Below are 23,474 nucleotides of genomic sequence, written 5' to 3'. Positions count from 1 at the left end.
AAAGGTGGGGCATTACTGTTTCATTTAATGAGTCAACTTCATGAAAATACCAGTGTTATCATTACGACAAACCTTGAGTTTTCAGAGTGGGGCACCCTATTTACTGAGGCAAAAATGACAAATGCACTTTTAGATAGGTTAATTCACCATTGCCATATTTTAGAAACGGGTAATGAATCTTATCGATTTAAACATCGTAATTAAGAAATAATAAAAGTGGATCACTTTTAAAGGATCTTTGTGGTTCAATTTTGGAAGATCATTGACACCTAACGGGTACGCAAGCTAGGCGTGAGTGGCTGAGGTAACAAGCGCAATGTTTTTCATTGTTTACCGCATTTTCTTTTAATTTGGCTGAAACTGATTTGACCATTACAAAGCAATGTAATTTGACGAATTAAGCGGATTATCACATTAAGTACGGTAAACAATGGAAAAGAGAGAAAAGGGGTCAGAAATGGCAACAATCACAATTTTACGCAATACAAAAAAATACAGTGATAGTCCTGAAATCCGTAATACCGGCAAAAAAGGGCGGCTCACAAGAATGTTTGAAAAGTCCCGAAAAATGACCGCACTTTGGGAAAAGGCGGTAGTAAAACCAAGTAAGGTTGATAGTGCAATTCGCCTTGCCGGCAGAGAGAAAAAATTAATTGATGTTGCTAATTACAACTGCGTAAAAGGCAAAGCAACAACAAACACCGTCCGAGCCAAAGAAAAGCGAAGAATGAGCGTTAGAGAATTAATTAGAATTTAGCTGTCATTACAGCCAGCCGAACAGAAGGTATTTGTATATTTTATCCGGAGCCGATGACTCGTAGTGAGAGAGACTGTGATTGTTATTTTGGAAAATAACTAACAAGGCGGCAATAAAAAAAGAAATATACCGTAACCCTTGGCATTTGATAGAGCTACGAAAACACTCTATGGTTTATAGATAAAAAGCTAAGGTAAGCTATAAACTAAAGCAGATTCAGGCACTGTCACTACTTGGAATCGGAGATACTGCGTGCTTTAAGCCGATATTAGCAAGGAAAAGCATATAAACCCAGTTAGCCTTTCTGTAAAAAAGGCAACCACCCAAAACCGCTCTCAACACCGTGCGAAACAATTCGCCCAATCTTCTTGAATCTATTCCACGAGAGCGGTTTTTGATGGTTTAACCATCGTTCCTTAGGTTATTTGCCCACTGTAACAGGTGGGCTTCTATGTACAAAAAATCATATCGATCTTATCGATACTAATTGATAGACTAGAGATACCGTATGCTTAACAAACTCCGAAAAATGAACATCAATGACTTCATCAAATCATATAAAAATCACCCTGTATTCTTCATAGGTACTGGATTTAGTTTGCGTTACTTAGAAAACTCCTATAGCTGGACTCTTTACTAAAATATGTTGCTGAAAAAATTGACAATACTGATGAGCAATATTTAGAGTTAAAGGTAGAGCATCAACACAAACATTTCGATAAAATCGCTACTATTCTTGAGAAACGATTTACTGAATTTTTGCAAAAAGATCGTAACCATTCAACATTGAAACCAGTAAATGACACTTTTTTTGAGTTGGCTAAACAACATAAAGAAGTATCTCGTTTTAAAATTTTTCTCTCTCAAACGCTATCTGACTTAATAAGAAGAAAAAATCCAAAACTTGATGATGAAATAACCTTATTGAAAAAGGCTAGAAAGAATATAGGGTCAATTATTACAACTAATTACGATCAATTTATTGAAAGTATATTTGAATTCAATCCTCTTATTGGAAACGACATTCTATTAAGTAATCCTTATGGCTCACTTTACAAAATTCACGGCTGTGTTACCGCACCTGAAAGTATGATTATTACTGAGCAAGATTATGAAAAGTTTAATAAGCGTTATGAACTTATTAGAGCACAGCTACTTTCTCTATTTATACATAACCCAATAATTTTTATTGGCTATAGTATTAGCGATGAAAATATAAAATCTTTATTAAAAACCATTTTTACTTATGTTCAACCAAATTCAGAACAAGCCCAAAAGATAAGAGACAACTTCTTACTTGTGGAGTACCAATCAGATTCTAATTCATCAGAAGTCTGTGAACACGATATAGATTTAGAGGGCTATTCGACTATCCGTATTAATAAAATAAAAACAGATAATTACGCTCAAATCTATAAAGCAATTTCAGAATTGATGCTACCTGTCTCAGCAATGGATATAAGAAAAGTTCAAAATGTAATGGCTGATATTGTTACGGGAAGTGATATTCAAGTCAGTATAACTGAGGATATTGATTTATTAAGAAACGATCAAAAAATTCTTGTTATTGGAGCAAAAGAAAAAATTAAATATGAATATCAAAAAGCAACAGAAATGATGAAAAATTATTTTTCTATCATTGAAGAAGAAAATGTACCTTTAATTAAACTATTAAATCATCAAAGGATTAGAAGCAGTGATTTTTTCCCTATCCATTCCTTTAGTAAAATATGTCCAGAATTACTAAACATTGAACAATACAAACAATATCAGAAAAATAAATTAACTAAATTTATCTCTAGAAATCAAGATAGACACACAACATTTAATACGTCTGTTGGTGCTGTATTTGATAATTCTGATATATCCACAACAGCTAAGGAAGGAGCTATTTTTATTGAAGTATACAGACGTAATATTTCTCTAGATGAATGCAAACAATATCTTGAAAATCATTCAGATAAAGATTCTACTCACTATCGTCGACTATTATGTTTGTATGATTACATGATAAATAATACCGAACCATTGCTCTAGTTTTTGTTTGACACCCACCGCCCTTTCGGATTAAGATAACCGCACAACAAAACATTCGGCGGTGTCCGCACCCGATAGCATAGCGGTTTTTTTATGCTCAAAATTTAAAAGGTACGGATCTGTACCTTTCAATGATCGGGTCGAGAGAACCTAATAAAATACCCTCGTGGAAATAAGTTCCGCCGCCCGAATGCGGTTGTTGAAGCCCGATCACCCTACAAAAGTGATCGAATGAACACAAAACATTCGGAGCATAAAAAAATGTCAAACTTACAAATCTTATCAAAATCTATCCGCACTTTTGGAAATCTTCATTGTTTAAATGATTGTCATCAAGCAAGTGGTAATCTAGCAAAACATAAACCAGTTTTATTTCTTCGCCTAGATAGCACAAAAGAATTGATTGAAGAAATCCAAAAAGAAGATCCAGCAGTACAACCGCTAAAAACCCTACGAGGTACACACGGTGGAACCTACGCGTGCGAAGAACTCGTTTTAGCCTATGCGACTTGGATTAGCCCTAAATTTCATTTAGTCGTCCTACGGGCATTCTTGGCAATGCACCGGAATGAACCAAAACAACTCGCTTTGCCTGAGCCTGATTACCGTATTGATAACATTTCCCAAAGCGAAGAAGCATTAGCCCTTTTCATCAGAATGTATAGCTTTTGTTTCCAAGCCCACGAAATGCAAGAAAAACTACGTGGCACTAACATTCCAAAACAAATGAAAAGTGAAATTGGCGGGCAGTATCTCTACAATTTTAAATACCCACTTGAACAAACAATGGCAAAAGCCAACAGTTTATTCAATCTAATACCAAACGATTGGCATTAGTCAAAGCCTTTCAACAGTTACTTGATTAAAACTCAACCAAAACCGACCGCGCTTTTTTAAGCCTGCGGCGGTTTCTTGCACCCTAAATTCAGCAAATCGATTAAAAAGGAAACAACATGAACAAACGACAAAAACGAACCGGAAAAAAGAAACCGGAACAACCTGCTATGCGTTCCCGCACCATATTTCTCAACGAGCCACCAAAAAAGGACACCACTATGCACAAATCTATTCTTGAATTTCTCGCCTTTCTTGGCGAATGTCTCCTTATTCTACTCACTACCGCAGCCGTATTGATTGTCGTTTTTAGTGTCTCACAAGCGTGGGGGAATCCCACAGACTGGCACAATCACGAACTCAGCGAGCAAATAAGCCAACAAGCCCGAGCCGAAGCCCGAAAACTTTGGCATGAGGAAAATGGCGATTGGCAACCAAATTTAACCCCACAAGCAGAACAGGCGCTACTCCACTACACAGCCCAAAAGCAAAAGGAAATCGACCGTGGCAAGCAATAAAAGACGAGATTACAGGGTTGAACCTCATCCAAAAGGCTTGGGATTTGTTGCCATTGAAATTATGAATGGTAAAGCAACTTGGCGAAGTCAGAATCATTGTGATGAGGAGTTCTGCCGGCTTGAAATCGACAAGCGCAAGAAACGGCTTGAAGTATTAAATAATGTGACAAAGAAAAAGTATAAATGGGGAGAGAAAAATGGCTAAACGATACTACTCTCCGTGGGAATGCGGCAGCGACCACGATTATTACGACCAGTTTGACGAACCACAAGGCAAGCCCGAACCGGATATTTACGATTGGCAAGATGATAACGACTACAACGGTGAGGTGATATGGGAGGTGCTGCAATGACAGATGAAACCAAACAAGAATCTCTCAATAAGATTCGAGATTTACTTAACTTCCACATTATCGAACCCGAAGATTTACAGGCTTTACTTGAAGAATATGGCGAAATGCCATTTTAAGGATTGAATATGAACGTTTACATTGACATTGAAACCATTCCAACTCAAAACACAGACTTTCAAGCCTATGTTTGTGAGAATTTAAAAGCACCGGCAAACTACAAAAACGAAGAAACCATTGCGAAGTGGTTGGAAGAAAATAAAGCAGAAGCTGTAAATAAAACCTCGCTTGATGGCGCATTTGGGGAAATTGTGGCGATTAGTGTTTCAATTAATGATGAGCCGGTGCAAACATTCTATCGTGAAGATTGGCAATCACCCGACCGAGAATGGGATATTTTAACCCGCTTTAACGACTATCTCAAAACGGAAGTCAATAAGTGCAAAACCGTGCCGAAATTTATCGGACATAACCTGGCCAAATTTGACGGCTTATTTATGTGGCATCGTCATATCATCAATGGCGTTAAGCCTTATTACAAAATAGATAACCGCAATACTTACGACACGATGTTGGAATGGTGCGGTTATAACAGAGAAAAATCCCCATCACTAGACAAGCTCTGCAAAGTGCTAGGCATTGAGCAAAAGGGCGATATTGACGGCTCAAAAGTATGGCAAGCGGTGCAAGATGGACGAATCAACGAAGTCGCTGAATATTGCGCCAAAGATGTTGAGCGGGTAAGACAGGTTTATAAACGAATGAATTTTATGGAGTAACACATTGACACCCACCGCCCTTTCGGATTAATTCACTTATTCTAAAACTTAATCAAAACCGACCGCACTTTTCCCCTCATGAAAATCGTGTGGCGGTTTGTCTCACCCAAATTTCAGCAAAAGGAAGAAAAAATGTTCAAAAAAGGTTTAAAAATCGTGCTTGGCGTGTTCGTGATTATCAGCGCATATCAACTGGATCTCCCCCACGACTACGATGGGAAAATTTCTCACATTCAACAATAAGGAAAAAACAATGAGTCTACAACAAAAAGCGTGGGATACGCTTTCAACAATCAACGTAAACGACAAAACCGAAGCCAAAGGCACGGGGAAATATGCCCTCACCTATCTCTCTTGGGCGTGGGCTTGGGGCGTGCTGATGGAATATTTTCCCCAATCTACCTACGTTATCCACGATGATAGGCATCTGCCCGATGGTTCGGTGATTGTGGGCATAACCCTCACCATTAAAGAAGGCGAAGAAGAATTTAGCCGTTATATGTGGTTACCGGTAATGGATCACTTAAATAAATCCATTAAAAATCCTGATGCAATAGCAATCAACAAAGCCTATATGCGTTGTCTTGCTAAAGCGATCGCAATGTGCGGTTTAGGACATTACATCTATGCCGGTGAAGATTTGCCGAATGAAGAAGACAGCAAAGAAACCCCAAAACCAAAATTGCCGCCCAACTCAAACAGCTCAACGAAGCAGAATATGAACTCTACGCCACCTGACCAACCGCCTACCCAAGCAGAAAAATCAACGTGGGAAAAACTTCAAGACGGCTTGCGTGAATGTAAAAGTAAACCGGAACTTGAAGATCTATACAGCAAACAAATGCCGTGGCTAGAGAAAAAATACCCGAATCTGATTGATTCTTACAACAGCTTCTATGATGAATGCTTATTTAATTTAACGGTTTAGGAGAGATGAAATGGCAGGAGTAAATAAAGTCATTATTGTGGGTCGCTTAGGTAGCGCTCCCGATGTTCGCACAATGCCAAATGGTGATACCGTCGCTAATATAAGTGTTGCAACCGGTGAAAGTTGGAATGATCGCAATACAGGTGAACGTCGTGAAATTACCGAATGGCACCGCATCGTGTTCTATCGCCGTCAAGCGGAAATTTATGGCGAATATTTGCATAAAGGTTCGCAAGTGTATGTAGAAGGTCGCCTGCGTACCCGCAAATGGCAAGACCAAAACGGGCAAGAGCGCTACACAACAGAAATTCAAGGTGATGTTTTGCAAATGTTAGGCAACTCACAAGATAGAAACGGCAACAATCAAACACAAAATAAACCGACTCAACAAAAAGAATGGGACGGCTATTCTGATGAAGAACGCCAACAGATGAATAATCTTGATGACGATATTCCATTCTGAACCACACCGCCCACTTCCGTGGGCTTTTTTATAGGTAAATAAAATGACGAAAAAATATGAACTATTAAAAGACGACACCAAAGAATATTTTGGAATAACCCTCTACCGAATTAGAGCATTAATTTCTTTTGGTGCAATCGTAGCCGGTGAACTTGGCGGCTATATCGAGGCTGAGAAAAATTTAGCTCAATCCGGTGATGCTTGGGTGTTCGGCGATGCTATGGTATCCGGCGATGCTTGGGTGTCCGGTAATGCTAACGTGTACGGTAATGCTAACGTGTACGGTAATGCTTGGGTGTTCGGTGATGCTGAGGTGTACGGTAATGCTGAGGTGTACGGTAATGCTGAGGTGTACGGAGATGCTAAGGTGTACGGTAATGCTAAGGTGTACGGTAATGCTAAGGTGTACGGAGATGCTGAGGTGTACGGTAATGCTTGGGTGTCCGGTAATGCTAAGGTGTACGGTGATGCTTGGGTGTCCGGAGATGCTGAAGTGTACGGTAATGCTGAGGTGTACGGTAATGCTAAGGTGTACGGAGATGCTCGGGTGTGTGGTAATGCTTGTGTAAGAAATTTTGCCAACATTTCCGAATGTAGAATGATTTTCTGGGCAAGCAGTGTGGGTTCAAAAAACGGTACGCTTACGGTATTCAATGGCAAGGACGGATTAATCGTTACTCGGGGTTGTTTTACCGGAACGATTGAAGAGTTTTTAGCGGAATCCGCAGAGGTACACAATGAGAAAACCAAGCGAGAGTATGGGTTATTAATCGAAGTTGCGAAAAGTCGAATTTTAGGAGGATGAATAAAATGAACGAAATACATATCAGCATTGCTTATTCGTTTTTCGCTGAATTGTTTGGCAAATATGTTTATGACAATTTCAACACCAATTCAGACAATGAACGACAGAGAGCAATCGAACAAGTCAAAAAATACTGGCTGCTTTTAGACAGCGAACAACGAGATTTCATCATCAAGCAGGCAACAAAACAAGCCCGTTATTATGATGAATTTAAAGAATTGTTGGATTGGATAGAAACACGCCGCAATCAACACCAACCGACACCAACCGACACCACAACCGCTTAATGCGTTTGTTGAGTTGCCGGTTATTGATACAAACCGAAAGTAATTAAACGAACCACTCTTATGTGCAGTTTCATTTTATAAAAGCCCTGTTATTACAGGGCTAAATTTTAAGCAACAGTCAAGTCTTTAACTTCTGTTTGTTCATTTACAGTTTTAATAACTCCAATGGCGTGCTGGCAACTTTGCTTTGTTGTATAGCCTTCACCACTTGTCGCTATAGATTGGTGATTACCCGCTTTCAATCTCCAGCGAAATTCACCTTTCGCATCTTTATAAATTTCAAAATACATAGGAGCTCCTTATGCACCAAATGAAAGAATATACCTTTACTTATCATTTTGAGGGTCAAACTTGGGTTATCAATATCTTTGCTGATACGCCAAAGCAAGCCAAAGAAAAAATAAAGGCGGTTTCCCAAGCAACCTACGAAGGCGAAATTACGCAATCAATTCACATTCCGATAAAAGATACCTCGTGGTTAGCAAAGGCGATCAAGAGAATAGCACAGCGATTTTCATCTTCAACAAAATCATTTTAATTTTGAGGCATATCTCACATTTTAATAAGTGGTTTTGTTTTTGAAAAATTTGACAAACCGCTCTAACTCGGATTAAGATAACCACACTTACACATGGTTGGTGACAGCAACCGGTCAATATAAAAGGTAAAATTATGGTCGCTTTACTTAAACGCTTAACAAACTTAGATGTTGTCGGTGCGGTTATGCAAAGCCCTGCACAATATCCATCAACACACAATGGTTTTAAGGCTGATCGCCAAAAATTAAAAGGCGATGTTAAAACTGTCACATCAAATCTTAATCGCAATATCCAAAAATATGGCAACCAAAAATACGCAAGTTAAGGCAAAAAATGCCACAGGCAATGAAATCCATTTATCACATAGCCAAACGGACAGCCCTATTTTAGATGTTAATGCTCTTGAACGACTACATCAATTTCGCCCTGATGTGGTTGATTTTGTAGTTCAACAAACTACTAAAGAAGCTGAAAATCGCCGTAAACGAGAAGTCAAAATTGACTGGTTTACTTTTATAGAAAGAATGGGGGCATTATTACTTGCCGCAGGTATTGCAACTGGCGGAATTTATGGTTCAATTTATGCCGCAATGAATGGTTATGAAAAACTTTCTTGGATTATAGCCAGTACTTGTATCGGTTCACTTGCTATTGCATTTTTAAAACGCAATAGATAATTGACAACCCCAACACTTTATACTATCCGCCTCAAGGTGTCGAAACCTTTTTCTACTAGGCGGATAGTTCACTAATCGCCACAAGGCGATTTTTTTATATCGTAATCCTGATATGTCGGGAGGGCGACTAATACGATACCGTAAGGAAATACGTCCAGCCTCAACCTAGTAGAAGGCTTTCGAACCTCCCGACCACCTAATGTCGAAATTGGGTGAAATTATCGAAAATCTACTAGGAGCAGTCAAAATGACTAATTTACAAATCTTATCAAAATCTATCCGCACTTTTGAAAACCTATATTCATTAACCGACTTACACAAAACCAGTGGCGGTGAAGCAAAACATAAACCCATTTTATTTTTATCAAACCAACAAACCAAAGATCTTATTGCGGAAATAGAGCAAGAAAGCAAAGTAGGAATTCCTACTTTGGCGATTAAACTATTCGAGGTGGTAAAAATCCAAGCACATACGCCTGCGAAGAACTCATTTTAGCCTACGCAATGTGGATCAGCCCGAAATTTCATTTAGTTGTTCTACGGGTATTTTTGAATATGCACAAAAATGAGCAGTTGCAAAAAATGCAACAACTTACCCTACCCGAGCCGGAAAAGAAATTCACCTTTGAATTTACCGAACACGAATTACAACTGTTACCGTGGGTATGGTTCATCGCTTCACGAGGCACAGAAACCTGCCGAATGATTTATCCGGCAATGGAAACTATCGGTCAAAATATTCCGGTGCAATCTACGGACAAGCCTACGAATAGACACACCATTCGGGAAGTGCATAAGTTCCTGAAACGCCTCACAGCCAGTTTCCAATACGACTATAAGAGTAATTGGTGGGAGCTAAAACATCTCAACAATTACAATCCAAAGTCCAATAACTACCAAGTAATCTAAAACTTAATTAAAACCGACCACACTTTTCCCCGTGAAAATCCTGTGGCGGTTTCTTGCACCCTAAATTCAGCAAAAGGAACAGAAAATGAGCATAAAGAGAATAAAAATCGCCCTGCACGCCTTCGTGTTTATCAGGTTGGCATGGCATTTAGAACTCGGTAATGATTACGATGGAAGGATTATTCAACACCAAATCACACAACCTAGCGAAATCTAGGTTTTTTATTTGGAGGAACAAATGCCACAAGAATTACAAGTTATAAACGGCAAACGGTACATTGTGCTTGAAAGCCAATTCCGAAGAGAATGGCTTGTAGTCATGGAAACAAGAAAAACCCTCACCTAGGGCGCACGTCCAATACTGACTTAATTACAAAGATGTAACACCGTAACAGCTAAAAGTTGTTGAAGTGCCGGATATTTTGAAATGATGGAGGAAATATGAAAATCAATATCTACGAAGATTTTCTTTCCAAGCCTGAAATTGAGTTTCTAACGGGAAGAAAAAATAAATCACTCATTATTGAACAACTCAATGCAATGGGAATCCCCTTCAAAGAAAACGCCCATGGCTACCCTATTGTTCGCAGAGATTATGACAAAGCTAAATCACGATCAATTACTCATGCAGAATCTCAACGCCACGAAGAAATCCCTTGGAGACCTGCCGTATTACAAGTTTAGGAGATGAATTATGGCCCGTCCACGCAAAAGAGAAAACCAAGGCTTACCACAAAATCTAATTTGCCGAAAACGTCAAAGAAAGAATGGGAAAATTGTCACATATTACTATTATGTAATGAGTGATAAAAAAGAAAAGCCGCTCGGTATGGACAAATATTTAGCTGTATTGGAAACGGCAAGGCTAAACTGTGACGTGGTGAAGATAAGAGAGAAAGTCATCACCTTTGTGACAGTCGCAATACGGTATCAAAACGAAGTCATACCATTGAAAGCGTTAAATACACAAAGAGCCAATCGAGTAAATCTAAAAAATCTACTTGCTTTCTTTGGCAACCCTCCCGCACCACTGGATAAAATTGAACCTCAGCATATCAAACAATATTTAGATTGGAGAAAAAATTACACAGCCTCAGCCAATAATGAAATTGCATTATTCCACCACATTTGGATGAAAGCCCGTGAGTGGGGCTATACTAGATTCCCTTGTCCAAGCGAAGGGATTCAGCGATACAAGGTAAAATTCAGAGAAATCTATATAGAAGATCGAATCTTAGAAAAAATCTATTATTTCGCCGATCAGCAACTTCGTGATCTTATTGATGTAGCCTACCTTACAGGACAAAGACCAATTGATATAGTAAGCATTGAGAAAAAACAAATTATTGATGATGAATTGTACATTGTTCAGAAAAAGACAAAGAAACGAATGCGGATCGCCGTAGTAGGGCAACTAAAAGAGATCTTCAACAGAAGGTTATCGGAAGATAGAGAGTATCTGTTCTGTAATAAACGTGGAGCAAAATTAAGTCGAGCTGCGTTATCTAACTGGTTTGCTAAAATAAGAGAAAGGGCAGCTAAGCACTTTCAAGAATATGCTGACGAAATCTTAGCCGTTCAGTTTCGAGATCTACGGGCTAAAGCCGGTACAGATAAATTCCTTTCTTCCGATACGGAAACAGCACAAAAACAACTCGGTCACACATCCCCACAAATGACAAAACGTTACATCCGAAAAGATAAAATTATCTTACCGACTAAAGTATAGTTTCGGAATACTATCCAGAATTTCGGAACACTTCAATGATTTATCACTCATAACACCTTGATATAAAATGAGTTTTTAACGCACTAAAAACATCATTTTTTTTATTCACAAATCTTTTAGATTCCCTATAATAAACCATCTCAAAATCATAATTAGGAAATAAACAATGACTGATATTAATACTGTTCTCGCAGAACTTAAGCGTGGCACGGATGAAATTCTTTCCGAAGCGGATTTAATCGAAAAACTTAAAGAAAATCGTCCGCTAAAAGTAAAATTAGGCGCAGATCCTACCGCACCGGATATCCACTTGGGGCACACTGTGGTGCTCAACAAGTTACGCCAATTCCAACAACTCGGTCACGATGTTCATTTCTTAATTGGTGATTTTACCGGTATGGTGGGCGATCCTTCCGGCAAAAACACAACCCGCCCCCCCCTTAGTCGTGAAGACGTACTACGCAACGCGGAAACTTATAAAGAACAAATTTTCAAAATTCTTGATCCACAAAAAACCAAAATCGTCTTCAATTCCGAATGGTTAGGTCAATTAGGTACGGAAGGGATGATTCGCCTTGCGAGCAATTATACGGTTGCTCGCATGCTTGAGCGTGATGACTTCAAAAAACGCTTTACCAATAATCAACCCATTGCAATTCACGAATTTATTTATCCCCTGTTACAAGGGTATGATTCCGTGGCACTTGATGCGGATGTGGAACTTGGCGGCACGGATCAAAAATTCAATTTATTGGTGGGCCGTGAATTACAAAAATCAGCCGGTAAAAAACCGCAAGTGGCAATCACCATGCCATTGCTTGTGGGCTTAGACGGTGAGAAAAAAATGTCAAAATCCCTTGGAAACTATATCGGTGTTACCGATGCGCCAAATGATATGTTCGGTAAAGTGATGTCTATTTCCGATGAGTTAATGTGGGATTGGTATAATCTGCTTTCATTCCGTCCATTAACTGAAATTGAGCAATTAAAAGTCGATGTAAAAAATGGCAAAAATCCACGTGATGTGAAAATTTTACTCGCGAAAGAATTAATTGCCCGTTTCCACGATGAAGCAGCTGCCAATGCGGCGGAACAAGAATTTATCAATCGTTTCCAAAAAGGCGCAATGCCGGACGAAATGCCGGAATTTACTTTTAGCAGTGAAATAGGTTTGGCAACCTTATTAAAAGAAGCGGGCTTAGTGCCCTCCACTTCTGAAGCTATTCGTTCCGCCCAACAAGGGGGCGTAAAAATCAATGGTGAAAAAATTGGTAATGTAAAAGAAAATGCGCCAAAAGGTACAAATATTTACCAAGTCGGTAAACGTAAATTTGCACGAGTGACAGTGGAATAATAAACATAACAAAAAATAACCGCACTTTAAAAAGTGCGGTTATTTTCTAAAATGAATGAGTATAGGGCGAAAACCATAAAATTTTATGCCCGAGTATATTTTATAAGGAAGTTACAATGAGCCATAAAATTTGGGTAACCGGTGATGCAGTGGTGGATCTCATCCCGGACGGTGAAAATCATTATTTACGTTGTGCAGGCGGCGCGCCGGCAAATGTTGCAGTGGGTGTCGCTCGTTTAGAGAGCGAAAGTGCCTTTATTGGTCGTGTCGGAAAAGATCCGCTCGGTCTATTTATGCAAGAAACCTTAAATGCCGAAAATGTGGATATCTCACATATGATTTTAGATCCACAACATCGAACCTCAACCGTGGTTGTAGGACTCGACAACGGTGAACGCAGTTTCACTTTTATGGTCAATCCGAGTGCCGATCAATTTCTACAGACCAGTGATCTACCGCCATTCCAATCCGGTGAATGGTTACATTGCTGCTCTATCGCTCTCATTAATAACCCATCACGGGAAGCAACCTTTGAAGCGATCCGCCGCATTAAGGTGGCAGGCGGATTCTTCTCTTTCGATCCAAATTTACGTGAATCTCTATGGTCTAGCCTAGAGGAAATGAAAACCGTTGTGATGGAAGCGGTGGCATTAGCAGATGTATTGAAATTTTCCGAGGAAGAACTCACCCTTTTAACCAATACGAACAGCCTTGAAAAAGCCTTTGAAAAAATCACCGCAGTTTATCCGGAAAAACTAATTATCGTCACCCTTGGCAAAGAAGGAGCTTTATATCATCTTGCCGGCAAAAAAGATGTAGTTGCAGGTAAAGCCCTAAAACCCGTTGATACCACCGGGGCGGGCGATGCCTTTGTAGGCGGATTATTAGCGGGACTTTCTCAACACGAAAATTGGAAAGACAACGATGTGCTGGTGCAAATTATACGTCAAGCGAATGCTTGTGGTGCGCTAGCGACAACCGCAAAGGGTGCAATGTCAGCTTTACCAAATAAAGCACAATTAGCTGAATTTTTGACAAATTAATCTGAAAATATGTGAGTTCATATTTCATACACTCTTCTATTAAGTGCGGTCATAAATGGAGGTATTTTTTATGAAGCTATGGTATTCCGATTCCAGCCCTTACGCTCGAAAAGTACGTAGTGTGATTCATTATCACCAATTACAAAATCAAATTGAATTATTACCCACAACAAGCGGAATGGATAAACATTCACCACACAATCAAGATAATCCCCTTGGACGCCTACCTGCACTTCAAACGGCAAATAATGAATGGCTATATAACAGCTCGTTGATTGCAGAATATCTCGATCATTTAGGTTCACAACCTTCCCTTTATGGTGAGGGTGAGCAACGTTGGCAAATTCTCCGCTTACATTATTTAGCTGATGGTATTTTAGAAAATGAAATATCCGTTATACCGGAAAAACGCCTACGCCCTCAGTCGGAATGGTGGATAGAACGCCATCAACAAATTTTCCAACGAACTGAACAAAGCCTCGTAGCCATTCAACAGTCCATTGATTTATTCGGTGAAGAGCTCAATATCGGTACGCTAAACACGGTGTGCGCTATTGATTTTCTACTCTTTCGTAAAGATTGGACATACGCCACAAAGCATCCCGTTATAGAATCATTAAAATCGTGGGCGGAAAAAATGAACGCCCGCTATGCTTGTTTAAACAAAACTTATCCAAAATAGGACAACAATGATTATCTTCAACAACGGCAAATACAAAAGTATTCTCGCAGCAGAACGAGACGAACTTGATACAATACGTAAAACGGTGGAAAGCGATAAACATTTCTATCCTGCCTACCACCTTGCACCACCTACGGGGCTATTAAACGATCCGAACGGGCTCATTTTTGATGACGAAAAATATCACCTTTTCTATCAATGGTTTCCTTTCGATGCCATACACGGAATGAAACATTGGAAACATTTCATCACCCATGATTTCCAAACGTATCAAACTGCCGATAATTTAATTCCTTGTGAATTATTTGAATCCCATGGTTGCTACTCCGGTGGCGCATTAAAAGTAGGCGATAAATTAGCCATGTTTTATACCGGCAATACCCGTCGCACAAGTGATAACCAACGTGTGCCTTATCAAAATCTGGCAATTTTTGATTTAGACGGAAAATTGCTGAGCAAACGCCCATTAATCGAAAATGCACCCAAAGGCTATACCGAACACGTGCGTGATCCGAAACCTTACCTCACAAAAGAAGGAAAAATCCGTTTTGTCTGTGGTGCACAACGTGAAAATCTTACCGGCACCGCCATTATTTTTGAAATGGCTCATTTGGATGATACGCCACGCTTAATCGGCGAATTGTCTATTCCTGCTTTTAATAACCACAATGTTTTTATGTGGGAATGCCCTGATTTACTGAAATTAGCCGATAAAGATATTTTCATCTGGTCTCCACAAGGCAAAGGCCGTGAAACACATCAATTCCAAAATAACTATCACGCCACTTATGCCATTGGGCAATTAAACGGAGATGTACTGGAAGCGGTACACATTGCCGAACTTGATCAGGGTTTTGACTTCTATGCCCCTCAAACCTTTGGCGGTTTAGAAAATAAAAAAAACACGATAATGTTTGGCTGGATCGGCTTGCCGGATTTAACTTATCCAACGGATAAATTCAAATGGCATTCTGCCCTCACCATGCCACGAGAAGTGCGTATTGAAAACCATCGGATCTATCAACGCCCGATTGCCAAAATTTATGAAAATATGACCGCACTTTCCGCACGAACTTTGCAAGAAAAAACCACGATAGAACATTTAGATCGTGCCTATTTAAAATTTGATGCAAAAAATCTACCGTTCAAATTATCTTTCTTCACCAATGAAAAAGGCGATACCTTGGGCTTATCCTATGAAAACGGCTTAATTTGCTTGGATCGCAGCCAATCGGAACAAACAGAATTAATGAAGAAATTCGGTGAGCAACGCTATTGTGAAATAGATAATCTTCGCACAGTGGAAATTTTCTTTGATCGATCGATTGTGGAAATTTTCTTGAATAATGGCGAAAAAACAATGACATCAAGATTTTTTATTGAAAATCGAGAAAATATTGTTGTAACAGACCGCACTTTAAACATTGAGCTTGGCTTTCCGAAAAAAATCGACTATGTTTAATTAACATCTAATCCAAATCGGTAAAAGCCTGAGACATTCCATTTTGTCTAAAATAGAGCTGAACTGAAAAACTTTAAAGAGAGGAAAAATATGGTAAAACTTACTGCTCAAGAAATTATTGAATTATTCAATCAACGTAGCTCAACCCGTTATTATGATCCTAGCAAAAAAATCAGTGATGAAGATTTCCATGCCATTTTAGAATGTGCCCGTCTTTCACCAAGTTCTGTGGGATCAGAACCGTGGAAAATATTAGTGATTCAAAACAAAGCGTTACGTGAAAAAATCAAGCCCTTTAGCTGGGGAATGATGAATCAGTTGGATAACTGTAGCCATGTAGTGATTTTGCTTGCTAAGAAAAATGCCCGTTACGATAGCCCGTTTTTTGTGGATGTGATGACCAGAAAGGGATTGACTGAAGAACAGCAGCAACAGGCCTTAGCAAAATACAAAACCCTGCAAGAAAACGATATGAAATTGCTGGAAAGTGACCGCACTTTATTTGATTGGTGTAGCAAACAAACCTACATCGCGCTTGCCAATATGCTGACAGGTGCCGCTGCGATGGGGATCGATTCTTGCCCGATTGAAGGTTTCCATTATGATTTAATGAATCAAACCCTTGCTGAAGAGGGATTGTTCGATCCGAATGAATACGCTGTATCTGTTGCGGCAACATTCGGTTATCGTGCCAGAGATATTGCGAAGAAATCCCGCAAAACCATGGATGAAATTGTCACTTGGGTAGAATAAAATTTTAATCCTCTCACCCGCTTGTGGGAGGGCAATTCCCGTTAGAGAGGAAAACTAAAAAATAGTGCCCCTCTCACTCCCGTTTACGGGAGGGGGAGATCAGATGCGTAGGTTAATTCAACTGTTTACTATCATCCATCAAACTATCGCATTCCCAACCAATATAGTCGCCCATAAATTGTTGGGCTAACTTTTCAAATTTTTCCACTTGTTCAAAAATTTCGCCATTATCAAGGGAGAGTTCTTGCTCAAGTTTCACGAGATAATAAGGCTCATCATCCTCGTTAAACTGAATAGGTTGTGCAGAATATTGCAATGTCGCAAAGGAATGATCGCCCAGACTCAATTCATCCATAAAAGGAAACATCTTTTGTTCCTCATCAAAGTGAAAACTATGTTCCACTAAATAAGTATCACTTAAATCACGTCCTTTACTTTGCAATAAACCTAGTAGTTCTTCAGTGGCATTCATTTTGATCTCAAGGGGAGAGGCGAGTAAAAAGTCAAAATAAATATCCCAATTCGGATCATCTTGAACACTCACCTCTTCCACAAAATCAATTTGTGATAAGGTTTCAAGTAAGATTTCCGAATGCTCACAATAAAAATGCATTTTAGCCTGCCCGTTACTGATAAAATGTCCGGCAAAAAATACATTCGGAAGTGCGGTCAATTGTGCCAAAGTTTTGAAGATATGATTAATGAGCTTATCATACTCCTCTTCTGACGGAAGCCCGCTCTCATCACTGTCATAATTAATGGCGAATTGCACAATTTTATTGCAATTCTTACCATGAAATTTATCGAGGTTTTCAATATTTGCAGTAAACACAGCAGGCATACCATTCACGCTGGAACGATAATTCTGCCAATTTGCCATATCCATGTTTTCGTCCTATTTAAATTCCGCCCAAATCGGTGCGTGATCAGAAGGCTTTTCCATTGCCCGAATATCCAAAGCAATGCCGGCATCAACACAGCGCTCTGCTAATACTTGATTCACCAAAATATGATCAATGCGCAACCCACGATTATCATCAAAGCCTTTTGAACGGTAATCAAACCACGAGAATTTGTCATTTGTGGTTGGGTTTAATCTGCGGAAACTGTCTTCCAAGCCATAATCATATAAACGCTGATACCATTCACGCTCTTCAGGTAAGAACGAGCATTTTCCGGTACGCAACCAACGCTTGCGACTTTCTTCCCCAATACCAATATCCAAATCATTCGGGCTGATATTCATATCCCCCATAATTAAAACCGGGTTGGCTTTATCATGGTCTTGCTCTAAATAACGCTGTAAATCTGCATAAAATTTTTCTTTTGCCGGAAATTTTGTTTCGTGGCTACGGCTTTCGCCTTGTGGGAAATAGCCATTAATTACCGTCAGCAAACCAAAATCCGTTTCCAAATCCGCCATAATAATGCGTTTCTGAGCGTCCTCATCATCTGTTGGAAAACCACGGCGAACGGCTTTCGGTTCTTGCTTGGTCAATAACGCCACGCCGTAATGTCCTTTTTGCCCGTGATGAAACACGTGATAGCCTAAATTTTCCGTAATTTCATAAGGAAAAGCCTCATCCGCTACTTTAATTTCCTGTAAACCAATCACATCCGGTTGGTATTTTTCAATCACTGTCTCTAACTGATGGGGACGAGCACGCAAGCCATTAATATTAAAAGAAATAAATTTCATTGAAGTTCCTGTTTGTAAAAAAGAGGGGAAAAAACGCAGTGTATTATACAGTATCTCGCCAAATTCGCCCTTAGTTAGTTAAATCTCAAGGTCTTTAATTGTTGCTGAATTTGTCTTTCTAGATTTTTACCCTCATCAAAAAGTGCGGTCAAATCTGCATTAAATTCTGTCATACGTTTTTCAAATTCCTCAACAGAAATATCTACATAATCAATTTTCACATCAAAATACTGACCGGCTGAAAAACTATAATTTTTGGCGATAATGTCGTCATAAGATACAACTACAGAAAAATCTTCTTCCGCTTTTTTCTGGTTAAATACATCCACAATACGTTGCTCTTCCTCTTTGGATAATACTGTTTTCTGATTTTTGCCTTCTTTAATTTTCTCACCTAGGTTGCTTGCATCAATCAATACTACATTCTCTTTATTTGCACAATCTAAAAATAGAATCGATACATTCGTCCCAGTAGTAGCAAAAATATTAGAGGGCATAGAAATTACTCCCGCTAACATTTTATTTTCTACCAAATGCTCACGAATTTTTCGATCAATTCCAGATTGTGCAGTGATAAAACCTGTTGGCAAAACGATAGCGGCTTTTCCATTCTCTTTTAATGAATAAATAATATGCTGCAAAAAAAGCTGGTAAATCGCCATACTTTCTTTTTTTGTTTTAGGCACATTCGGCACCCCAGCAAAAAAGCGAGGTTTGTGAGCTGAAGCACTAAGCTCTTCGCGATCTTCACTAAAATCAAGTTTAAAGGGTGGATTGGATACAATATACCCAAATCGACGCAATCTCTCATCTTCTTTATGATAAGGATGTGTCATGGTATTACCTTGCACCACATTTGGAATACTTGCCACTAAGTTATTTAAGATTAAATTTAAACGTAAAAGATTAGAGGATTTTTGCGAAATATCTTGCGTAAAAATCGTACATTTATCTTCTCCGATGGCATGGGCTATATTCATTAATAGCGTACCTGAACCCGCAGAAGGATCATAACAGGTCACGTTTTGAATTTTTCCACGTTCAGCTTCCGGTACTAAAATTGCCGCCATAATACGCGCTACGGAATGCGGCGTATAATACTCCGCATATTTACCACCTGAGTTGGTGTTGTAATCCTTAATGAGATATTCAAAAATCGTGGCATAAAAATCAAATTTTTGATTAAAGATATGCTCAAAACTAAATTCCACCAGCTTATTAATAATAGCGCGACAAAATGCATCGCGTTTAGAAGGATCGGCAATATATTGGCTTAAACGCTCAAACAAATTAATTTTTGCCCCTCCTTCCGTTTTTACTGAGAAGATCGATTCATTTTCTATTGCAATATCAATTAAAGTTTTATCAAAAATCGTAGCAAAATCATCCTGAGTGGATTGACCAAATAATGTGCTGATAAACTGTGATGGTTTCAAAATGGCGGTATTAGCATTTAAACCCATTGTCAGAAATTCAAAATAATCAGCACTTTTTTCAGTTAAAACCCTCTCCCAGTTTTCAGCTTCTGCCAATTCCGGATATCGCTTTTTAATTTCAAATGCAAACTTGTCATTTAAAAATTTATACAAGAAAACTTGTGTAATAATTTTAAATTCATTGCCATCATTACCTAATCCATAGTTCGCACAAATGGCTTTTAGGCTATCAATAAGTTCTTTTGTTTTAAGTTGAAAATCTTGTTCTGTCATTTTGTTTCTCAGTTAATAATTAGCGCTGACATATTCATCAACAATCAATTTATTCAATCTCTTAATCGCTTGTACGTCTAATGGTAGATGATATTCATCGGTAAGCTTAACAAGCTGTCTCAAACTTTCTTTTTCAAAATAGGTCTGTGCTGTTTGAATTGATTGCCCTTGATTCAATACAAATTGATCATTACTAAATTTAATTTGCTTCAAACCATTCACAAAATCTGACTGACTTGCTTTTAAGCCAAAATCTTTAATGCCCTGTTTAAATACTCGAACAAACTTGGCATCGCCTTCAAATTTAGAAGCTAGGCGGGCATTTTCAGCGTTCATTCGTCGCACCTTAGTCTCAATTTCTTTCAAAATATGAATGTGCTCCTGCATTTCTGCTTGGCTTACCGATTTTACATTGCGGCTCTCAAACAAACGCTTTAATTCATCCAACAACAAGACATATTCCGGATCTTTTGGATCAATATTCTGTGCCATTTCTTCACGGGTTTTACGCATTTGAGTTTGCAAGCTATCCGCTAATCTCAATTCCGCTTCGCCCTTTTTATGGAAGGTGAAATAAATATTTTCTAAAGCTTCCTTCAGCACGCCCTGCATATCGCCATCGTCCATTCGCTCCATTAAATTTATCGCACCTAATCTGTCCATTACTTGTCGATAAAGCAAATTCAATTGCGCAAACTGAAGCCTGCCTAATTGCGATTTATCTGAAATGGCAAGTTGATTATAAAGGTTTTTTGCCAGCTCTAACGTCCGTTTTAATTCCAACAGTTTAGGCTTTTCATCAATATCATCAATTTCTTGGCGGAAAATTTCAGCATTCTCAGTAGTGAAAACAGATAGCACATTGTTAATAGATTTAATATCGGCATCAATTTCTTCTTGTGATTTAAACAATTGCGAATAATGCTCCGCTTCATCACCCAGTTCCATTTGCAATTCGGCTTGATAAGCTGCATTGGTTTTATCAAATTCTGACTGAATATCTGCAAAATCCACAACATAGCCAAACTCATAATCTTTATAAGTGCGATTCACACGAGTGAGAGCTTGCAATAAATTATGCTCTTTCACCACTCGTCCTAAATAAAGTTTTTTCAAACGTTTAGCATCAAATCCGGTGAGCAACATATTATAAACAAAAAGCATATCAATCTTGGCGGCTTTATAATCTTCCACCAAATCTTTACGGTATTGTTTATTGCCTTCATCCGATAAAATCAACGCTGCTGATTTTACTGTTCTTTCGTGTGAGGGTGCGTACGAAGACCTTGGGTCTGCTGTTTGTCGCCAATCGCCCTCAAAGTGCGGATCATTTTCAGCGAGTTTTTCCCGATAAGCAGACAAATCTTGTTTATGTTCGGCGTATTTTTCGTTAAATACAAAACTCATCATACGGGCCTGATCGCTGCTGTCACAAATCACCATAGCCCCTAATGAAGGATCATTTTTCTGTTTTCTGAATTTCTCAAAATCCTGCACAATATAATCCAGCATAGGTTCCACAAAACGACGACGGCAAGTAACTGAACGCCCTTTGAAGCTACCTTTCTGAATTTTTAATTCTTCAAGCACCTTGCTTAATTCTGCTTTGTAATTACTTTCAATCTCTTCCCTAATCAGTCGCAAAGTATAACCATCGGAAATGGATTGATTGTAATAATATTTGTGAATGTAATCCCCAAAGATTGCTGTTGAACCAATGCGATTTTTCGCCCCACCTAATAACGGCGTACCGGTTAAACCGATATGCACGGCACAAGGATCAGCATTAATTAAACTAGTAAGAAAACGGCTGACTTCCATCACTTTATTACCAAAACTACGATGCGCTTCATCAATGAAAAAAATGCGCTGCACGTTAATGTCATAATCTTTGGTGATGTCTGATACATCCACATTCTGGAATTTTTGAATGTTTACTACGGTAATTTCAGCTTTGCCATCCACACCGCTTAAAGCGGCATTTTCTTTCATGGCTTTGGCAAATTCCTCACGGCTATTTACCGTATTGACTTGTAAATCACGGCTTACAAATTCCCGTTTCGCTTGTTCCAGCAAATCAATGCGATCCACAATAAAATAAAATTTGGGGATCACCTGTTTAGTTTTATAAAAATCCCTCAACACATGGGTGCAATAATAAGCCAAGGCGGTTTTGCCACTGCCTTGAGTATGCCAAATAATGCCTTTTTGTTTACCTGCATTTAAATAACGCATAATCGCTTTTGCGGCGAAAAGTTGCGGATAGCGCATTACATGTTTTTCTAAACCGGTTGTTTCATCCACATAAACCAAGCCATATTTCAGCAAAAACAACAAGCGATCTTTGCTTAATAATGCCGTACAAATGCGATGAGTTGGCGTATTGAAATTGAGATTCGTGTTGAATTGCGCATCGTTTTTTAAAGTCGGAGCATTAAAATCTAATAAAATCCGATTTAATTCTGCTTCTGGAATTTCTATTAAGGATTTATTGCGTTCGAGGGCTTGTTCGTTCAAAATTTCATTTTCGTCACGGAAATAATTAAATTGCACGCCTTTTCTGCCTAACGTGGCATAAAACGCCCCTTGAGTTTTATAAGGATCAAATTCAAGATATTCCTGATTATTAGAAAAAATCATCAACTGTGTGGCATTAAGATAAGGTCGGAAAGCCGCCTTTTGGCAACGATATTCCATTCTCTCCGCTTCTGCAATTAAGCCTTTTGGATTATTCGGGCGCTTCACTTCTAAAAACACCAACGGTAAACCATTGATCAGCAAAGTGATATCCGGGCGGAAATTGTCTCCTTCTTTATCGCCACAGGTGAGTTCTTGCACTACATGAAATTGGTTATTCTCAATATTGTCAAAATCAATCAAGCGCACACCGCCGGTTTGCACCAAGCGTTGATAAAAGGCTTTGCCCAAATCTTCATTTTTAAGGGAAATGCTCAAATCCCTTAATTCTTGCTCAATCTCAAGTGCGGTGGAATTCGGGTTAATTTTTGCCACGGCTTGTTTAAAAATATCAGTGAAGATATTGGTTGCAATGTCCCAGTTCGCCTGTTTTAGGGAAAGAAATTGATACCCTAAACGGCATAAATGCACCACCGCCGGTACTTGAACACGCGTTTTTTCATTAAAATTAGACGCCATAAAA

General features: G+C 38.9%; 30 protein-coding genes. 25 read left to right on the top strand and 5 right to left on the bottom strand.

Annotated elements, in window-relative coordinates; translation table 11 throughout:
* From A3GE_RS0104250 to A3GE_RS0104185, 12 genes are all read left to right on the top strand, one after another.
* Positions 1-204, top strand: a 204-nt coding sequence (locus tag A3GE_RS0104250) for an ATP-binding protein (protein ID WP_018356034.1), incomplete at its 5' end; no start/stop codon positions are given.
* Positions 205-457: 253 nt separating this feature from the next.
* The gene (locus A3GE_RS0104245) at positions 458-757 is read left to right on the top strand and encodes a hypothetical protein (RefSeq protein ID WP_018356033.1); all 300 of its coding nucleotides are present in this window, start codon (positions 458-460) and stop codon (positions 755-757) included.
* A 759-nt stretch (positions 758-1,516) separates the two neighbouring features.
* Positions 1,517-2,794 (top strand): SIR2 family protein, encoded by a 1,278-nt coding sequence (locus tag A3GE_RS11435; protein WP_200873124.1) that lies wholly within the window; start codon positions 1,517-1,519, stop codon positions 2,792-2,794.
* A 231-nt stretch (positions 2,795-3,025) separates the two neighbouring features.
* Positions 3,026-3,631, top strand: coding sequence for a KilA-N domain-containing protein (locus A3GE_RS11750; protein ID WP_018356031.1), 606 nt, complete (start codon positions 3,026-3,028; stop codon positions 3,629-3,631).
* A gap of 116 nt (positions 3,632-3,747) precedes the next feature.
* Entirely contained in the window at positions 3,748-4,146 is a 399-nt protein-coding gene (locus tag A3GE_RS11555; RefSeq protein WP_018356030.1) for a hypothetical protein, read from the top strand.
* Positions 4,133-4,351 (top strand): hypothetical protein, encoded by a 219-nt coding sequence (locus A3GE_RS0104225; RefSeq protein WP_018356029.1) that lies wholly within the window; start codon positions 4,133-4,135, stop codon positions 4,349-4,351. The genes A3GE_RS11555 and A3GE_RS0104225 overlap by 14 nt, the downstream gene beginning before the upstream one ends.
* A complete protein-coding gene (locus tag A3GE_RS12115) occupies positions 4,344-4,499 on the top strand; it encodes a hypothetical protein (protein ID WP_018356028.1) in 156 nt (51 codons plus the stop codon). Before A3GE_RS0104225 ends, A3GE_RS12115 begins: the two co-directional genes overlap by 8 nt.
* 125 nt (positions 4,500-4,624) lie before the next feature.
* Positions 4,625-5,275 carry a ribonuclease H-like domain-containing protein gene (locus A3GE_RS0104210; protein WP_018356026.1) on the top strand — a complete coding sequence of 217 codons (651 nt, stop codon included), beginning with the start codon at positions 4,625-4,627 and terminating at the stop codon, positions 5,273-5,275.
* A 253-nt stretch (positions 5,276-5,528) separates the two neighbouring features.
* Positions 5,529-6,203, top strand: coding sequence for a Sak single strand annealing protein (locus tag A3GE_RS0104200; RefSeq protein WP_018356024.1), 675 nt, complete (start codon positions 5,529-5,531; stop codon positions 6,201-6,203).
* A 10-nt stretch (positions 6,204-6,213) separates the two neighbouring features.
* Positions 6,214-6,666, top strand: coding sequence for a single-stranded DNA-binding protein (gene ssb / locus A3GE_RS0104195; RefSeq protein WP_018356023.1), 453 nt, complete (start codon positions 6,214-6,216; stop codon positions 6,664-6,666).
* Between the two features lie 43 nt (positions 6,667-6,709).
* Positions 6,710-7,471 (top strand): hypothetical protein, encoded by a 762-nt coding sequence (locus tag A3GE_RS0104190; RefSeq protein ID WP_018356022.1) that lies wholly within the window; start codon positions 6,710-6,712, stop codon positions 7,469-7,471.
* 5 nt (positions 7,472-7,476) lie between these two features.
* Positions 7,477-7,758, top strand: a complete 282-nt coding sequence (locus A3GE_RS0104185; protein ID WP_136125828.1) for a hypothetical protein — start codon at positions 7,477-7,479, stop codon at positions 7,756-7,758.
* Positions 7,759-7,865: 107 nt separating this feature from the next.
* On the opposite strand, the gene A3GE_RS0104180 is transcribed toward A3GE_RS0104185, so the two are convergent.
* Entirely contained in the window at positions 7,866-8,048 is a 183-nt protein-coding gene (locus A3GE_RS0104180) for a YegP family protein (RefSeq protein WP_018356020.1), read from the bottom strand.
* Between the two features lie 11 nt (positions 8,049-8,059).
* Between A3GE_RS0104180 and A3GE_RS0104175 the strand changes: the two genes are divergently transcribed.
* The 13 genes from A3GE_RS0104175 to A3GE_RS0104120 all read left to right on the top strand — a co-directional run bounded on the left by A3GE_RS0104175 (position 8,060) and on the right by A3GE_RS0104120 (position 16,906).
* The gene (locus tag A3GE_RS0104175; protein ID WP_018356019.1) at positions 8,060-8,296 is read left to right on the top strand and encodes a hypothetical protein; all 237 of its coding nucleotides are present in this window, start codon (positions 8,060-8,062) and stop codon (positions 8,294-8,296) included.
* 134 nt (positions 8,297-8,430) lie between these two features.
* Positions 8,431-8,622: a hypothetical protein gene (locus A3GE_RS0104170; RefSeq protein ID WP_018356018.1), complete on the top strand. Its 192-nt coding sequence runs from the start codon at positions 8,431-8,433 to the stop codon at positions 8,620-8,622.
* Positions 8,597-8,974 (top strand): hypothetical protein, encoded by a 378-nt coding sequence (locus A3GE_RS0104165; protein WP_018356017.1) that lies wholly within the window; start codon positions 8,597-8,599, stop codon positions 8,972-8,974. The genes A3GE_RS0104170 and A3GE_RS0104165 overlap by 26 nt, the downstream gene beginning before the upstream one ends.
* A 247-nt stretch (positions 8,975-9,221) precedes the next feature.
* Positions 9,222-9,470 (top strand): KilA-N domain-containing protein, encoded by a 249-nt coding sequence (locus A3GE_RS12475; RefSeq protein ID WP_306291838.1) that lies wholly within the window; start codon positions 9,222-9,224, stop codon positions 9,468-9,470.
* Positions 9,471-9,529: 59 nt separating this feature from the next.
* A complete protein-coding gene (locus A3GE_RS12470; protein WP_033259702.1) occupies positions 9,530-9,883 on the top strand; it encodes a P22AR C-terminal domain-containing protein in 354 nt (117 codons plus the stop codon).
* Between the two features lie 85 nt (positions 9,884-9,968).
* Entirely contained in the window at positions 9,969-10,100 is a 132-nt protein-coding gene (locus tag A3GE_RS12435; protein WP_018356016.1) for a hypothetical protein, read from the top strand.
* 224 nt (positions 10,101-10,324) lie between these two features.
* Positions 10,325-10,567 carry a DUF4224 domain-containing protein gene (locus tag A3GE_RS0104150; protein WP_018356015.1) on the top strand — a complete coding sequence of 81 codons (243 nt, stop codon included), beginning with the start codon at positions 10,325-10,327 and terminating at the stop codon, positions 10,565-10,567.
* A 10-nt stretch (positions 10,568-10,577) separates the two neighbouring features.
* Positions 10,578-11,612, top strand: a complete 1,035-nt coding sequence (locus A3GE_RS0104145) for a tyrosine-type recombinase/integrase (protein ID WP_018356014.1) — start codon at positions 10,578-10,580, stop codon at positions 11,610-11,612.
* Between the two features lie 166 nt (positions 11,613-11,778).
* Positions 11,779-12,966: a tyrosine--tRNA ligase gene (tyrS, locus tag A3GE_RS0104140; protein ID WP_018356013.1), complete on the top strand. Its 1,188-nt coding sequence runs from the start codon at positions 11,779-11,781 to the stop codon at positions 12,964-12,966.
* 116 nt (positions 12,967-13,082) lie between these two features.
* Positions 13,083-14,009, top strand: coding sequence for an aminoimidazole riboside kinase (locus A3GE_RS0104135; protein ID WP_018356012.1), 927 nt, complete (start codon positions 13,083-13,085; stop codon positions 14,007-14,009).
* Between the two features lie 70 nt (positions 14,010-14,079).
* The gene (locus A3GE_RS0104130; RefSeq protein WP_018356011.1) at positions 14,080-14,691 is read left to right on the top strand and encodes a glutathione S-transferase N-terminal domain-containing protein; all 612 of its coding nucleotides are present in this window, start codon (positions 14,080-14,082) and stop codon (positions 14,689-14,691) included.
* A gap of 7 nt (positions 14,692-14,698) precedes the next feature.
* Positions 14,699-16,153, top strand: coding sequence for a glycoside hydrolase family 32 protein (locus tag A3GE_RS0104125; RefSeq protein WP_018356010.1), 1,455 nt, complete (start codon positions 14,699-14,701; stop codon positions 16,151-16,153).
* A gap of 90 nt (positions 16,154-16,243) precedes the next feature.
* A complete protein-coding gene (locus A3GE_RS0104120) occupies positions 16,244-16,906 on the top strand; it encodes an NAD(P)H-dependent oxidoreductase (protein ID WP_018356009.1) in 663 nt (220 codons plus the stop codon).
* A 112-nt stretch (positions 16,907-17,018) separates the two neighbouring features.
* On the opposite strand, the gene A3GE_RS0104115 is transcribed toward A3GE_RS0104120, so the two are convergent.
* From A3GE_RS0104115 to A3GE_RS0104100, 4 genes are all read right to left on the bottom strand, one after another.
* A complete protein-coding gene (locus A3GE_RS0104115; RefSeq protein WP_018356008.1) occupies positions 17,019-17,792 on the bottom strand; it encodes a TIGR01619 family protein in 774 nt (257 codons plus the stop codon).
* A 9-nt stretch (positions 17,793-17,801) separates the two neighbouring features.
* Positions 17,802-18,605 carry an exodeoxyribonuclease III gene (gene xthA / locus A3GE_RS0104110; protein WP_018356007.1) on the bottom strand — a complete coding sequence of 268 codons (804 nt, stop codon included), beginning with the start codon at positions 18,603-18,605 and terminating at the stop codon, positions 17,802-17,804.
* Positions 18,606-18,679: 74 nt separating this feature from the next.
* Complete coding sequence (locus A3GE_RS0104105) at positions 18,680-20,314, bottom strand: HsdM family class I SAM-dependent methyltransferase (RefSeq protein ID WP_018356006.1); 1,635 nt, start codon at positions 20,312-20,314, stop codon at positions 18,680-18,682.
* A 12-nt stretch (positions 20,315-20,326) separates the two neighbouring features.
* The gene (locus tag A3GE_RS0104100) at positions 20,327-23,470 is read right to left on the bottom strand and encodes a type I restriction endonuclease subunit R (protein WP_018356005.1); all 3,144 of its coding nucleotides are present in this window, start codon (positions 23,468-23,470) and stop codon (positions 20,327-20,329) included.
* Positions 23,471-23,474: the final 4 nt, after the last annotated feature.

Source organism: Rodentibacter pneumotropicus DSM 21403 (assembly GCF_000379905.1).
Classification (GTDB): Bacteria; Pseudomonadota; Gammaproteobacteria; order Enterobacterales; family Pasteurellaceae; genus Rodentibacter; species Rodentibacter pneumotropicus.
The sequence above is the reverse complement of the archived record's forward strand: the minus strand, read 5'-3'. Positions and strand labels throughout refer to the sequence as shown.

Coding starts and splice junctions, on each gene's coding strand:
- A3GE_RS0104245 (WP_018356033.1), top strand. CDS start 458: ATGGCAACAATCACAATTTTACGCAATACAAAAAAATACAGTGATAGT.
- A3GE_RS11750 (WP_018356031.1), top strand. CDS start 3,026: ATGAACACAAAACATTCGGAGCATAAAAAAATGTCAAACTTACAAATC.
- A3GE_RS11555 (WP_018356030.1), top strand. CDS start 3,748: ATGAACAAACGACAAAAACGAACCGGAAAAAAGAAACCGGAACAACCT.
- A3GE_RS12115 (WP_018356028.1), top strand. CDS start 4,344: ATGGCTAAACGATACTACTCTCCGTGGGAATGCGGCAGCGACCACGAT.
- A3GE_RS0104210 (WP_018356026.1), top strand. CDS start 4,625: ATGAACGTTTACATTGACATTGAAACCATTCCAACTCAAAACACAGAC.
- A3GE_RS0104200 (WP_018356024.1), top strand. CDS start 5,529: ATGAGTCTACAACAAAAAGCGTGGGATACGCTTTCAACAATCAACGTA.
- ssb (WP_018356023.1), top strand. CDS start 6,214: ATGGCAGGAGTAAATAAAGTCATTATTGTGGGTCGCTTAGGTAGCGCT.
- A3GE_RS0104190 (WP_018356022.1), top strand. CDS start 6,710: ATGACGAAAAAATATGAACTATTAAAAGACGACACCAAAGAATATTTT.
- A3GE_RS0104185 (WP_136125828.1), top strand. CDS start 7,477: ATGAACGAAATACATATCAGCATTGCTTATTCGTTTTTCGCTGAATTG.
- A3GE_RS0104180 (WP_018356020.1), bottom strand. CDS start 8,048: ATGTATTTTGAAATTTATAAAGATGCGAAAGGTGAATTTCGCTGGAGA.
- A3GE_RS0104175 (WP_018356019.1), top strand. CDS start 8,060: ATGCACCAAATGAAAGAATATACCTTTACTTATCATTTTGAGGGTCAA.
- A3GE_RS0104170 (WP_018356018.1), top strand. CDS start 8,431: ATGGTCGCTTTACTTAAACGCTTAACAAACTTAGATGTTGTCGGTGCG.
- A3GE_RS0104165 (WP_018356017.1), top strand. CDS start 8,597: ATGGCAACCAAAAATACGCAAGTTAAGGCAAAAAATGCCACAGGCAAT.
- A3GE_RS12475 (WP_306291838.1), top strand. CDS start 9,222: ATGACTAATTTACAAATCTTATCAAAATCTATCCGCACTTTTGAAAAC.
- A3GE_RS12470 (WP_033259702.1), top strand. CDS start 9,530: ATGCACAAAAATGAGCAGTTGCAAAAAATGCAACAACTTACCCTACCC.
- A3GE_RS12435 (WP_018356016.1), top strand. CDS start 9,969: ATGAGCATAAAGAGAATAAAAATCGCCCTGCACGCCTTCGTGTTTATC.
- A3GE_RS0104150 (WP_018356015.1), top strand. CDS start 10,325: ATGAAAATCAATATCTACGAAGATTTTCTTTCCAAGCCTGAAATTGAG.
- A3GE_RS0104145 (WP_018356014.1), top strand. CDS start 10,578: ATGGCCCGTCCACGCAAAAGAGAAAACCAAGGCTTACCACAAAATCTA.
- tyrS (WP_018356013.1), top strand. CDS start 11,779: ATGACTGATATTAATACTGTTCTCGCAGAACTTAAGCGTGGCACGGAT.
- A3GE_RS0104135 (WP_018356012.1), top strand. CDS start 13,083: ATGAGCCATAAAATTTGGGTAACCGGTGATGCAGTGGTGGATCTCATC.
- A3GE_RS0104130 (WP_018356011.1), top strand. CDS start 14,080: ATGAAGCTATGGTATTCCGATTCCAGCCCTTACGCTCGAAAAGTACGT.
- A3GE_RS0104125 (WP_018356010.1), top strand. CDS start 14,699: ATGATTATCTTCAACAACGGCAAATACAAAAGTATTCTCGCAGCAGAA.
- A3GE_RS0104120 (WP_018356009.1), top strand. CDS start 16,244: ATGGTAAAACTTACTGCTCAAGAAATTATTGAATTATTCAATCAACGT.
- A3GE_RS0104115 (WP_018356008.1), bottom strand. CDS start 17,792: ATGGATATGGCAAATTGGCAGAATTATCGTTCCAGCGTGAATGGTATG.
- xthA (WP_018356007.1), bottom strand. CDS start 18,605: ATGAAATTTATTTCTTTTAATATTAATGGCTTGCGTGCTCGTCCCCAT.
- A3GE_RS0104105 (WP_018356006.1), bottom strand. CDS start 20,314: ATGACAGAACAAGATTTTCAACTTAAAACAAAAGAACTTATTGATAGC.
- A3GE_RS0104100 (WP_018356005.1), bottom strand. CDS start 23,470: ATGGCGTCTAATTTTAATGAAAAAACGCGTGTTCAAGTACCGGCGGTG.